We start from the raw sequence: 12338 nt of genomic DNA on the forward strand, positions 1-12338 counted from the left end.
CGCCATGACCGCCTACGACGCCCGCGGAGCGGGTAGCACAGCGCTGCGCGCTGTGCAAGCGAAACGCCTCGCTTCGCTCAGCGTGACCGCGCTCCGCGCGGTCTGCCCGGCTCCGCCGGGCCAACCCCTCCGCTTCGCTTCAGGGTTGAGGGCCCGTCACCGGGCCTGCTTCGCAGTCCCTCTGACGGGCCGTGGCCCCTCGCTCCACTCTGGACCTGGCGGTGCGCTCCGCGCCCCGCTGTGGGTGAGCGAACAGGAATTCGTGCGGCCCGTGCGAGCCGGACAACAAGCAGGCTGGCTAGGGGGAGGTGGTGGCCGGCTTTGGGCAAGTGGAGCATCAGAGTCACTCCCAGCTGCCCCCATGAATCTGCCAGGCCGCCTTGGCGGCAGTGGTGTCATCGATGCTCACTCCCCAGCGTTGAGCAGCTGCCTGCAGTGCGTCTTTCGCTTCCTCAAAGGGGCGCGCCCAGTGGGTGGTGGAGACCTCTTCCCACACCGCCCGATACCTCATGGCTTGCTCCACAACTCGAAGGAGGTCCGCCTCGCGTGTGGACGGCACAGGTTCCACGTGCTGCCCCTCCCTTGTCTTCACGGTGCAGGTCATCGGGAGAGTGAAGTCAACCATCAGTAGAGAGGGTGCCGAGCAGGAAGAGATGTGCGTCAACTTGGCGAATGCGCTAGCCTCTGGAATCAGACACCACCCCCGGAGCACACCCGTCCGGGGCCGCGCATCGTCCCGGGATGGGGGAGCATCAAACCATGGTGGCAGTGGTCACAGCAGAAGCGGAAAACACGGTCGTAGAAATGGACCCGCTTCCGCATCAGATCGAGGCGTCCGATGCGGCGGTGCGGAAACTCGAATTGCAGCCGGGTCAGGAAATGCCCGCGCAGGGTCTGCGGACACAGGTCATCGCGGCGACCGGTTCGGGAAAAACCTTTATGGCGGTGCTGACCGCGCGGAAATTGCGGTCGGGCCGGGTGTTGGTGCTCGTTCCGACTCTGGATTTGCTGACGCAGATGGCGGCCGCGTGGCGGGCCGGCGGGCGTACGGGGCCGTTCTACGGGATCTGCTCGCTGCGGGCGGAGGAGGCGCAGGGGCTGGCGGCGTGCACTAGGGACGTGGACGAGCTGGTGGCGTGGACCAAGGGGCTGGAGACCGTCACCGTGTTCGCCACGTATGCCAGCGTGGGTCTGGGGACGCTCCAGCGGGCGCATGAGGCGGGGCTTTCTCCCTGGTCGCTGGTGGTGGTGGACGAGGCCCACCGGGTCAGCGGACGCGGCTCGAAGCCATGGGCCGCGATCCACGACAACGTGAAGATCCCGGCTGACCGGCGGCTCTACATGACGGCCACCCCGAGGGTGTGGGAGGCGCCGGAGACCGAGGAAGGCGGCAGCGGCGCGCCGGTGCTGGTCGCCAGCATGGAAGACGACCCGGACGGGCTGTTCGGCAGCGTGGCGTACAAGTTGACGCTCTCGCAGGCCCGCAACCTCGGGTTGGTCGCGGCGTGGCAGGTGGTGTGCGTGGACGTGACCGATCCGGAGCTCCAGGCGGCCGCGCTGCTCGGGATCAACAACCGCTCGGACAACGTGCGCGGGAGCCGTCTCGCGGCGTTGCAGACAGCCGCGGTGAAGACCGCCGCGGCGCGGGGCCTGCGCAGGATGCTCACGTTCCACTACCGGACCAGCGAGGCTGAGGCGATGGCGGCCGGGGTGCCAGCCGTGGCCACGCGGCTGTGGGAGGACGACCCGGAGACGTATCCGGAGCCGGATCGGGTGTGGGCGTCGTGGCTGTGCGGGGACCACAAGCCCGACCACCGCAAAACGACCCTGGCGACGTTCGCCGACCCGGTCGGCGAACGCGTCGACGGCGACCTGGTCCCGATGCGCCTGCGGCTGCTCAGCAGTGTTCGAATCCTCGGGGAAGGCGTCGACACCAAGGGATGTGACGCTGTGTTCTTCGGAGACGTGCGCGGGTCCGCGGTCGACATCCTCCAGATCGTCGGCCGGGCGCTGCGCATGAAACCGGGAGAAGGCAAGGTAGCGGCCTTGGTTGTGCCGGTCTTCCTCGGCAAGGGCGAGGACCCGGACGCCATGCTGACGTCCAAGGGGTACGAGTCGTTGGCCAAGGTTTTGGCTGCTCTCCGCAGTCACGACGCGGACACCGTGGAGGCCCTGGCAGAGCAGCAGTCGAACACCCGGAGCCGGAAGCCCACGGTCGCGGAGATCAAGGCCGCCGGGCGGGGAGAAGAGGCCGGTACGTCGGCTCCCGCGCAGAGCCTGCTGTCCTTCTCCACCCCGCGCGACCCGGCCGTCCTGGCACAGTTCATGAAGCTCCGCATTCTCCAGCCGGAAAACGCGTACTGGCGTCAGGGAATCCAGGCCGCGATCGGGTACGTGAAAGAGAACGGGGACCTGAAAGTCCCGTATACATTCGTCACGCCGGAGGAATGGCAGCCCGCCGGATTTCCGCTGGGGACGTGGATTGCCGATCAGCGGAGGTTCTTCAATGCGGGTGAGATGAAGCCCTCACGGGCTAAGGAACTCGAAGAGTTGCAGATGGTGTGGTCGCACTGGGACGTCGCTTTCCAGGAGGGGCTGTCAGCAGCGCAGGGGTGGGCGGCCGAGCACGGCCATCTGCTGGCCCCTACGACAGCGGTCTTCAACGGCCATCCGGTGGGAGTATGGCTGAAGAATTTGAGGACGGCCGGTCGGAAGTTGGCGGAGATCGAGGCGCGGCGCGAGGCCGGCCAGCCAGTCGGCTCCACCACGGGCGCGCTGACCGAAGAACGCAGGGACGCGCTCGAGGCGATCGACCCGAGCTGGTGCCCGGCCTGGCCGGTGGCCTGGCAGCGCTGCTACAAGCTGTGCCGCAACCTCATCGAGGCCGGGGCCCCGCTGCCGGGGCCGGGTGAGGCCACGGTGCAGGGCGAAGACCTCGGGGCGTGGGCGCTGGCGCAGCGCCTGAACTGGGAGCAGCTGCTGCCCGCACAGCAGTGGATGCTGGAGAACATGCTCCACCTGTCCCCCGCGGAGGCCTCGGAGCGGCCCCCGGCGCCCCGTACACAGGCCGACAAATGGGCGGCGAACCTCGCGGCCGCCCGGCAGTTCCACGCCCGCGAGAGCCACCTCCAGGTGCCCCGCAAGCACGTCGAGGTCGTGGGCGGTGTCGAGCACAGGCTTGGCATGTTCGTCGACAACGCCCGGCGTAGGGCCGACAAGCTGAGCGAGGCGCGGCGCCAGGAGCTGACCGAGCTGGGCATGCGCTGGTAAGGCGGGCGCCGGGCTCGGACGGCTCCCGAACCATCTCGCGCCGGAACGCGGTTGTGCCAGTACCAGTTAGGTCCGAGGCAGCGGTTCGATGAGCAGTGCATCCATGGGCTTGTTGATGTGGGGTCGCAGCACTTCCAGCCAGGTCACTCCATCGTCTAGGAAACGCCCCATGTATCCGAAGCCATTCCACCCCAGGTCGACGAAGCAGCGTTCAGCCTGCTGGTCGCGGCCGAACAGCCGCTGACCGTGCAGCGTGACTTCTCCGAGGTCAGCGCCCCGCTGCTCCAACGCAGCCAGGGCGCAGGCCGCTGCCCGGCGCAACGGACTCGTCTCGACCCAGCGCCTCCGTACGTGCTGGGCGGCTTCAGGATCCTCGATGTCTCCGTCCAGCAGGCTCAGCGGCGTGATGCTGATCCGGCCCTTTGCGTACCGGTTGAACAACTCGATCCGCGCCGGGCGCGGCACCCCGCTCTGAAGCCCCTCGAACTCCGCGAGCATGTGGTCTCTGGGCGCAGGTCCGGCTTTAGGGTCTGCGCCCAGAGAGGCAAGGCGCTCGCGAGCAAGAGAGAACGGCTCGCCCTTCCGCCAGAGCAAGAACAGTTCGAAGCCCTCGTCCTCCAGGCTGCGGCCACGGAACTGGAAGGAAATTCCCCGGGTACGGCCCCGAAGGGCTTGTTTCATCGCCACGTACGAGTCACGCCCGTTGATCGACGCATCCAACGACTCATCCAGCCAACGCCTGTCCGTACCGTGCTCGATGACGACATCGACGCCATTCGGCTCCAGCGCTCCGCGCGCGTACGACCCGAAGACGTACACCTCATCCACCAGCCCCAGCGGCCAACCACCGCCCTCGAGCCGCGTGATCATGTCCGCCAATAGCCGTGTCGCCCGCTCCCGCTTCACTCGACCACGCCCTCGGCATACGCAGCACGGAACTCCTGCGCCACCACGAAAACAGAGCCCGGCACCGCTCGCGGCCTCCCGTCCTCAAACGTCTGCCCGATCACCTCAGCCGCAGCCCTCCCCCGCTGCAGTTCATACTCCTCAACCGCGGCGGCGAACTCTGCAGGAACCTCCCGCCGGTCCACCACACCTGCCACAGCAGCCTGCGGAAAGGAACCACCAAACGTCTGCAGCTTGGTCCATCCCAGGGACCGGCCGGCCTTACGCATCGCCGATCTAATCAGCGCGACCCCACCCAGCTCATCCGCCTCATCAACACCGAGCCGCAGCTCGTACGCCCCACCGAACCCGCCACCCTCGGGCGGACACGACCGACGCAACAACGGCACCAGGACAGCAACGAGACGCTCATGACGGGGATCACCCGCAAACGACGGCATCCACCGAGCGTAGCCAGACACGACACGGCCCCACCCAGAGTTTCACTACACTCACTCACAGAAACGACCCGTTGCCGAACGACCGCCCTTCACCAGTACGACAGCACCCAGTTCCGGCATCAGCACGGGCCAGTATCTGTAAGGCGACCAGGCGGGGTGCATAGTGCACAGACGCAACGACTATCGGCCAGGCAGATGCGCGGTCGGGCACGATGGGCCGATGACCGGGGAGAGATTCTTCAACGACGATCCTGTCGACGGGAGCGTTGACGCTCCGGACCTGCTGGGGCGACGGCAGTACGCCCAGCACGCTGTCTCGCTCCTCCACCAAGTGCGCGAGCAGAGCGAGTCCGGGGTCCTCGCGCTCATCGGGCCCTGGGGCTCGGGCAAGTCGTCCGTCCTGCAGATGACGGTCAAGCACCTGAAGCACACGACCGGCGGCGCCGACACCAACGCGTGGTCGGTCGCCGAGCTGAACCCGTGGATGTACTCCGACCTCGAATCGCTGACGCTGGCACTGTTCAGCGAGATCCGCGCCGCCCTCCCCCACGACAGCCAGTGGTCCGAACTACGCAGGAAAATCGGCGCGTTCGGCCAGTCGATCAGCCCGCTGGGCAAGCTCACGGGCCTGCTCGGCCTGGACTCCTCGGATCTGATCAAAACCGTTGCCGACCGGATGTCCGGGGACACCAGCGCCTCGGCCGCCAAGCGCACCGCCGAGGCGGCCCTGCGCCAGGCAGCCTTGCCCGTCCTGGTGGTCATGGACGACCTGGACCGGCTCACCCCCGCCGAGCTGCTGGTTGTCTTCAAGCTCATCCGGCTGGTCGGCCACCTGCCGAACGTGTACTACCTGGTCAGCTTCGACGAACAGACCCTGCTGGACGTCCTCAAGCGCACTGACCTGGTCGGCTCGAACGACCAGCGCGGCCAAGAATTCCTGGAAAAGCTCATCCAGGTCCGGCTCGACCTTCCGGCCTTCCGCGACCGCGACATCGACGCCATGGCCACCCGCCTCCTGAACGCCCTGCTGGACTTTCACGGGGTGTCCATGACGCCGGAGCAGGAGCAGCGATTCTCCGAGGCGTACTTCCGGCACCTCCAAGACCGGCTGAGGACACCGCGGTCCATCAAGCGCTACTTCGGCCAGGCCGGCGCGACGCTCGGCTCGCTGGCCGGGGAGGTCGACCTCGTCGACTTCCTGATCGTCACCTTCCTGCGGACCAGCGAGCCCGGCGCCTACCGGATGCTCGGACGGCACCGCGGCGAGCTGACCGGCACCAGCATGGACCCGGCGCTGCGGCACGACGCACGGCCCGGTGAGCGCGCCGAGCGGTGGAAGGAACGCCTGCGCCGGGCCGGTGTCGCCGACGACAACCTGAACGGGGTACTCGCGCTTCTCGGGCTGCTGTTCCCCACCGTCCAGCGAGTCATCGGCAACGGCGGCGACCCCCGTGCCGCAGCCCGCCGGCACGGGATCGGCAGCCCCGACTACTTCGACCGGTACGTCGTCTTCACCGTCCCCGCCGACGACCTCCCCGAAGCCGTCTTCGCACAAGCCCTCGCCCAAATCGCCTCAGGAACAGAAGGCGATCAGGCGACCGAACTACTGGTGCGTCTACGGGAGGACACCCACCGCATCATCCGGCGCATTGACCAGGCACGCGCCGACGGCGTCCCCGTGCCCGCGGCCGCGCTGCTCCAGGCCCTGGCCGACAACTACGGCCAACTGACGGCGCAGCCCGAAGCGATGGGGCTGCTGGGCGCCGACCAGCGGGCGCGCTTCTTCGCCCCGGCCCTCCTCCTAGACCTGCCTCCCGGCCAGCGGCCCGCCGCCGTGGCCGCGATGGCCGCCACCCCCGTCGGAGCAGTCCTGGCCACCCGGACTCTCCACCGCGCCACCAACCCCGACGACACCGCCTCCGAACACGTGACAACCACCGAAGAATGGGCAGCCCAGGCCCGCGACACCCTCACCGCCCGCCTGGCCGAACACCTCGCACCAGCCGCCGGCCGGCCCGCGACCAACCTCACCAAGCAGGACAGCGAGCTGATCTGGATGTGGTGCCACACCGACCCCGCCGGCATCCGCACCTGGCTGAGCAACCGCCTCGACAACGGATGGGACCTCCTCCCCCTCCTCGCCAAACTCATCAGCCCCCAACCATTCCCCCACCTGCTTATCAACGACGAGACCTGGGCCGGCCTCGACGCCATGTTCACCCACGACGGCCTCTACGCCCGCCTCGCACCCCACCTCGACAACCCCACCACCCCGCACCCCGCCGACCAACACCAAACCGACATCCTCCAAGCCCTCCGCGACCGCCGACCCAACCCCCACCAAACCACCCCGGATGCCCCCGAGACTCCGTGACGACACCACGCCCCCAAAGCCAGGCCATAGGAGCAGCCACCCGCACGACAGCCGACCCACCCCGGCCTCGCCGCTAAACGGCAGCCGCTTGGTCACCCCGCGACAGCAGACCAACACGAGTCCACCCCGCATGACCAGGCAATCAACAAGCGAACACGGCTGACACCCAACCGCTGCCACCAAGACGCCCACTCACAGGGCAACGCCGAGTCGTCGTACGTTCTCATCTCGGTGCGGACCGCCCGGTGTTCCCGGGCCCGGCTGGTGCGGTGCTTGCGGAACTCGTTCGGGAAGTCGTAGGCGCAGGCGCCCATGAAGTAGGTGGTGATGCTGGCGCCGCCCTCGAAGGTCCAGCCGCCTTCCAGGAGCGCCCGCTGGCGGAACCGGAGCAGTGCACGGGCCACGGTCATGTCCGCCAGGTCCTGCCGGAGCTCGCTGTCCACGCGCAGCTCGTCCAGCTCCGCCTCGGTGGGGTGGAGCCCGTACCCCCGCTGGGCGACCAGCTTGAAGACGTATCCGGAGTACATCCACCCCCGCAGCATCGACAGCGCGTACCGCGCGAGGTCCTCGACGAACGCCTCGTACCGGCGGCCCTCGAACCCGTCCTCGGCCAGCATCCGCACCAGCTCCTGATCGGCCATCCTCCGGTCGATACTCTCCCGGGCGCGCTGCGCCTGCTCGCGCTCACCGGCGTCCAGCCCGTCCAGGTTCTCCGCCACCGGGGCACCGAGGTCTTTTCGAACGCTCGCGCCGGAAGGTTGTAGGTCCCAGGCGCGGGCGGGCGCGCAGCCCTCGCCCGCGTCCTCGCCCTGCATCGTGTCCCCTTCCGCCTGAGTCGTCGTACCGGCCCCGAAAGATGCTGGCGGGGCGGCTGTGCTTTCGCCCGGATCAGCCCGCCAACCGCTCGCGGACTCATCCGACCGAAACCACAGTCGACCCTTCTATGTGGCCGGGCTCCGGGTACCCCACGGAAGAATTCCAAGATCTTTTACAGACTTCTCGGCGGACGGATTCCGTGGGGTCCGGCGCGCCCGGACACGTATGAGCGCACAGCGCTCATCCCCCCGGACCAACCTTACGGAGCACCACGTGACCGCCGCCGCCGACCAGTTGACCGTCCCGAACGTCTTCAGCGAGTCCGTCCCGCACATCGTCGCCGGTGTGATCGTCGCCGTGCTGCTGGGCGCCTGCGCGTGGGCGGCCCGGCGCGTGCACATCCGCTGGGGCACCGAGCCCCAGGGACCCGGACGCCTCCCGGGCACCGAGCAGCAGCCGGACGGGAACCCGCAGCCGCCGACGCCCGCGGCCGGTACGGCACCGGACCGACCCGTGCACCGCACCTACACCCTGCTCACGACCAGGAGCAGCAGCGGCGGACCCGAGCGGATCGCCAGCCCGCTCCCCGCCGGCACCACCGTCGTCCACCTGGTCAACGGCGAGACGAACCGCTTCATACTCACCGAAACCCCGCTGTTCGACGGCTCCTACCTCGCCGAACCCATCCGCTGAACAGCCCCCGACAACAGCGCGCCCCGACCTTCTGCCCGGCCCGCCCTGGGCCGGGCAGAAGGTCGGTCGGGCAGGCACGGTTACGGGCCCTGGGCGCGGCGGGAGCGGAGTTCTCGTAGGACGGCCAGGGCGGCTGCCCGGCGGGCCGGCTTGTTCGACCAGACCGCGGGCAGGACGACCCCGGCGAACAGCAGCACGACTCCCACCAGGGCGCACAGTGCGGCCACCGCCCCGCCGGTGCCCATCGTGCGCAGCGCGGCCGCCACCGTGCCGCCTGCGAGTGAACTCAGGTGTCGCATGTCGTGCCCCCTTGTCCGGTTCTCCAGCGCGCGGCTGCGCGCACCATCACAATGGGGGGTCCGCGGGTGCTGGCGGGAAGTGAAATCTGGAAGTTTTTGCAGCTCAGAGGGTTGCATGGGGTGGCAGCGCCGGGCTTGCACCCCCTGCCGGAGGGGACATGGGGGAGATGATGGTCGGCAACGAGGACGGCTTACCGGCCGAGCAGAACGGCGGGACCGACGCGCCGCGGGCCGAGGAGGCCCTCCAGCGGTGGGTGGAGAGGTTCCGGTGGCTGCTGGAGCAGACCGGCCAGCCCGCCTACGTCTATGCCGCCAACCACGACCTGTCCGAGACGCAGGTGTCCCGGTGGCGCAACGGCAAGACCATGCCGACCGAGTTCGCAGTCGACGACCTCCTCCGGTCGCTGCAGCCCGCCCTGTCCGAGCAGGTCGTCGAGCAGACGTGGGAGCTGTGGCGGGAGGCCGCGAAGACCGCCAGCCGCTACGAGTACGAGAAGTACATGCTGCGCCAGGAGCTCCGCCGCGCGCTCCAGCAGCTCAAGAACGTCGGCGCCTATGCCGAAACCCTCCGCGACCAGCACGACGCCGCCCAGGCCGACGTCGCACGCCTGCGCCGCCAGGTCGAGGAGCTCCAGCAGGCCGCAGGCCGCACCGCCGTCCTGTCCCAGCTCGAGCACGACCGCAAAGACCAGAGGATCACCGAGTTGGAAGCCGAACTCGGCCTCCTCAAAGCCCAGCTCCACGAAGCCGAGCAGGACCTGAAGACCACCGACCGCGAGATCGAAGCCGTCGACCGCACCGAGGCCCGCGCAGCCGACCACGCCGACGCCGTCCGCCGCCAGCTCCGCGCCCTGGAAGAAGCCACCGCCCGCCAACTCCCGCCCGGCCACGAAACCGCCGCCCCGGCCGACCCGGCCCCAGCACCTGCTTCCGACCCGGCCTCCGTAGACACCCCCGCCCCTTTCCCGGCCAACGGCCAGCGGCCGCCAGCCAGCCCGACACCCCCGCGCGCCACCGTCCGCCTCGCTCAGGAGCAGCCCGGCACCGGCACCTTTCCCTTCGGCCGGACCACCTACTGGTCGAAGACACAGCTCACCTTGTACGGCCTCGCGACGTGGCCCCCCGCCGGCGCCAGCGCCTACACCGTCGGCTGCGGGTTCACGCACCTGCAGATGGCCCACCACAACACCGTCTGGCAGCTGGCCGCCTACGCACTCATCGGGGCCCTCGCGCTGTTCGTCATCTGGATCGGATGGGTGCTCACCATCGACCTGCCCGTCTCCGTCCGCGAGGACGACAAATGGCTGCCGATAAGCGTGTGTGGCTGGGCCTTCATGGTCAGCCTCGCCCTAGGCATCTTCGAGCCCCACGTCATCGTGATCCTCGACGACCTGGGCGCCAAACTCCAGTCGCCCCTCAACCCCGACTGATCCCCTAGGGTGTGTCCGCAAAGTTGTTGAGCCAGAGGCGTAGGCAGGCGATGGTGACTATGGCCTGGTAGTGCCGGGCGAGTTTGTCGTAGCGGGTGGCGAGGGCTTTGTTCTGCTTGAGGCGGTTAAAGCAGCGTTCGCCGACGTTGCGGCGTCGGTAGAGGTGCCGGTCGAAGGTGCAGAGCTTCTCGCCGCGGCGTCGTCGGCCGGCGATCTGGTCGGCGCGTTCGGGGATGGTGCAGGCGATACCCCTCCCGCGCAGGTAGTCCCGGATCGCGCGGGAGGAGCAGCCCTTGTCGGCCGGGAGCCGGCCGGGCCGGGTGCGGGGCCGGCCCGGCCCGGTCCGGGGGATGCGGACGGCGGCCATGACCTGCGTGAGCTGGGTGCAGTCGTTGACATTGCCTGCGGTGACGGTGAACGCCAGCGGCAGGCCTCGGCCGTCGACGACCAGGTGGATCTTCGTCCTCAGCCCGCCCCGGGACCGGCCGGGCGCCTGGCCGGCCGGACCCGGGCCCCCTTTTTCCGGGCTCCGGCAGCGTGCTGGTGCGCCCGCACGATCGTGGAATCGATACAGGCCACCGACCAGTCCACACCGCCGACCGCGTCCGAGTGCTGCTGCACCTGCACCAGCAGCCGCTCCCACGTCCCGTCCGCCGACCAGCGGCGGAACCGCTCGTAGGCGGTCTTCCACGGCCCGTACCGCTCGGGCAGGTCCCGCCACGCAGCCCCGGTGGACAGCTTCCACAAGAACGCGTTGATGATCTCCCGCCGGTCCCGCACCGGACGCCCCAACCGCGACACCGGCAACAACGGCTCGATCCGCTCCCACGCCTGATCAGTCAACTCATGCCGACGCACCACACACCAACAACGCCCACACCCACTTTGCGGACACGCCCTAGCCCAACTTGCAGCCCCCACCAGACCGAACCCAGGCCGCCGGGGGACTGCGTACGCCTTCACCGACACATAATCCCGCACAAAAACACCGCGTCCCCGAACCCTGTGAACTGGGATCTGGCTTTGTTCACGAGTTGCGGTTCTGGCTCAACTTCTGTGACGCGGCCACGCTGAGTGACGGCTGAGCTTCTCCGGGCAGTAGGTGAAGTCGCCCGAAAATGAGCCGTGGTCAAGACGGTTGGGATGGCAGTTCGGGGCCGTGGAAGAGATCGTGCTCCGGTTGAAGGAGCTGTTGTTCCCGTCGATCGCGGACGTTGCGGTGCTGTCGGTGGACGTGAGCATCGCGATAGTGCGGGTCGACGCGGAATGCACTGCGAACGGTGCCGCTTGCCCGGCGTGCGGGGCCTGGTCGAACCGGGTTCATGGTTCCTACCTGCGGTTTCCCGTTGACGTGCCCAGCGCCGGACGAAGCGTTGTTCTTCAGCTGAGGGTCCGCCGATTCGCCTGCGGGAACTCGGGGTGCACCCGCCGCACCTTCGTCGAGCAGATACCCGGCCTGACCCGTCGGCACGGTCAGCGGACCGAGCGGCTGCGCGCGACGCTGGCCGCGGTCGGTCTCGCCCTGGCGGGCCGTGCCGGCGCCCGCCTGAGCCCCGCGCTCGGGGTCTGCGTCAGCCGAAGCACCGTCCTGTGCCTGGTCGACGCCCTTCCCGAGCCGGAAGTGCCGGCCCCGCGTGTGGTCGGCGTTGACGAGTACGCCACCCGCAAGGGCCGCCACTACGGCACCGTTCTCGTCGACGTCGAAACTCGCCGCCCTGTCGACCTGCTGCCCGACCGGGAGGCATCGAGCCTGGCGGCCTGGCTCGCCGATCGGCCCGGCGTCGAGGTCGTGTGCAGGGACCGGGCGCCGTTCTTCGCCGAGGGCGCCACCGCCGGTGCACCGCAGGCCGTCCAGGTCGCGGACCGGTGGCATCTCTGGCACGTGCGCCGTGAGGCGCTGATTGATCGAGTGGAGGTGGGAGACCTTCGCCGCTGTCCTGTCGCAGCAGGACGGTGAAGCTGGGGGCAGCCTGACCCGGGAGATGCCGGGGAGGGTGGCAAGCGGCCCCTACGAAGCCGGGACGTATCAGCACTGCCAGATGGTGCGGGTTCGGCGAGCGAGACGGAGAGGTATACGCGAGGAACCGGTGTGTGAAGCCTCCTAAGGTGC

At 68.9% G+C, this 12338-nt stretch carries 10 protein-coding genes and 1 pseudogene; 5 read left to right on the forward strand and 6 right to left on the reverse strand.

The window, feature by feature from the left end:
- Positions 1-343 precede the first annotated feature (343 nt).
- Positions 344-625, reverse strand: a complete 282-nt coding sequence (locus ACWERV_RS27145; protein WP_452937769.1) for a hypothetical protein — start codon at positions 623-625, stop codon at positions 344-346.
- A gap of 134 nt (positions 626-759) precedes the next feature.
- Here ACWERV_RS27145 and ACWERV_RS27150 point away from each other — a divergent pair, with 134 nt between their 5' ends.
- Entirely contained in the window at positions 760-3270 is a 2511-nt protein-coding gene (locus ACWERV_RS27150; RefSeq protein WP_452937771.1) for a Helicase associated domain protein, read from the forward strand.
- Between the two features lie 66 nt (positions 3271-3336).
- Here ACWERV_RS27150 and ACWERV_RS27155 read toward each other — a convergent pair whose 3' ends face one another.
- Positions 3337-4140, reverse strand: a complete 804-nt coding sequence (locus ACWERV_RS27155; RefSeq protein WP_452937774.1) for a nucleotidyltransferase domain-containing protein — start codon at positions 4138-4140, stop codon at positions 3337-3339.
- Between the two features lie 32 nt (positions 4141-4172).
- Positions 4173-4616 (reverse strand): hypothetical protein, encoded by a 444-nt coding sequence (locus tag ACWERV_RS27160; protein ID WP_452937776.1) that lies wholly within the window; start codon positions 4614-4616, stop codon positions 4173-4175.
- Between the two features lie 220 nt (positions 4617-4836).
- On the opposite strand from ACWERV_RS27160, the gene ACWERV_RS27165 reads away from it, so the two are divergent.
- Entirely contained in the window at positions 4837-6990 is a 2154-nt protein-coding gene (locus ACWERV_RS27165) for a KAP family P-loop NTPase fold protein (protein ID WP_452937778.1), read from the forward strand.
- Between the two features lie 92 nt (positions 6991-7082).
- On the opposite strand, the gene ACWERV_RS27170 is transcribed toward ACWERV_RS27165, so the two are convergent.
- Entirely contained in the window at positions 7083-7805 is a 723-nt protein-coding gene (locus ACWERV_RS27170) for a hypothetical protein (RefSeq protein WP_452937781.1), read from the reverse strand.
- A gap of 274 nt (positions 7806-8079) precedes the next feature.
- Between ACWERV_RS27170 and ACWERV_RS27175 the strand changes: the two genes are divergently transcribed.
- On the forward strand, positions 8080-8499 hold the full coding sequence (locus tag ACWERV_RS27175) for a hypothetical protein (RefSeq protein WP_452937784.1): 420 nt from the start codon (positions 8080-8082) through the stop codon (positions 8497-8499).
- A gap of 80 nt (positions 8500-8579) precedes the next feature.
- On the opposite strand, the gene ACWERV_RS27180 is transcribed toward ACWERV_RS27175, so the two are convergent.
- The gene (locus tag ACWERV_RS27180; RefSeq protein ID WP_452937787.1) at positions 8580-8798 is read right to left on the reverse strand and encodes a hypothetical protein; all 219 of its coding nucleotides are present in this window, start codon (positions 8796-8798) and stop codon (positions 8580-8582) included.
- Positions 8799-8956: 158 nt separating this feature from the next.
- On the opposite strand from ACWERV_RS27180, the gene ACWERV_RS27185 reads away from it, so the two are divergent.
- Positions 8957-10228, forward strand: coding sequence for a hypothetical protein (locus ACWERV_RS27185; RefSeq protein ID WP_452937788.1), 1272 nt, complete (start codon positions 8957-8959; stop codon positions 10226-10228).
- Between the two features lie 4 nt (positions 10229-10232).
- Here ACWERV_RS27185 and ACWERV_RS27190 read toward each other — a convergent pair.
- A protein-coding gene (locus ACWERV_RS27190; protein WP_452937791.1) for an IS5 family transposase occupies positions 10233-11089 on the reverse strand; the annotation gives its coding sequence in 2 pieces (ribosomal slippage) (positions 10233-10742 and positions 10745-11089; 855 coding nt in all).
- A 298-nt stretch (positions 11090-11387) separates the two neighbouring features.
- Here ACWERV_RS27190 and ACWERV_RS27195 point away from each other — a divergent pair.
- Positions 11388-12125, forward strand: a pseudogene (locus ACWERV_RS27195) (ISL3 family transposase); the annotation flags it as partial.
- Positions 12126-12338: the final 213 nt, after the last annotated feature.

Source organism: Streptomyces sp. NPDC004031, from assembly GCF_053604375.1.

Bases quoted from the DNA above. Each gene is read 5' to 3' on its own strand.
- ACWERV_RS27145 (WP_452937769.1), bottom strand. From the start codon at position 625: ATGGTTGACTTCACTCTCCCGATGACCTGCACCGTGAAGACAAGGGAG.
- ACWERV_RS27150 (WP_452937771.1), top strand. From the start codon at position 760: ATGGTGGCAGTGGTCACAGCAGAAGCGGAAAACACGGTCGTAGAAATG.
- ACWERV_RS27155 (WP_452937774.1), bottom strand. From the start codon at position 4,140: ATGATCACGCGGCTCGAGGGCGGTGGTTGGCCGCTGGGGCTGGTGGAT.
- ACWERV_RS27160 (WP_452937776.1), bottom strand. From the start codon at position 4,616: ATGCCGTCGTTTGCGGGTGATCCCCGTCATGAGCGTCTCGTTGCTGTC.
- ACWERV_RS27165 (WP_452937778.1), top strand. From the start codon at position 4,837: ATGACCGGGGAGAGATTCTTCAACGACGATCCTGTCGACGGGAGCGTT.
- ACWERV_RS27170 (WP_452937781.1), bottom strand. From the start codon at position 7,805: ATGCAGGGCGAGGACGCGGGCGAGGGCTGCGCGCCCGCCCGCGCCTGG.
- ACWERV_RS27180 (WP_452937787.1), bottom strand. From the start codon at position 8,798: ATGCGACACCTGAGTTCACTCGCAGGCGGCACGGTGGCGGCCGCGCTG.
- ACWERV_RS27185 (WP_452937788.1), top strand. From the start codon at position 8,957: ATGGGGGAGATGATGGTCGGCAACGAGGACGGCTTACCGGCCGAGCAG.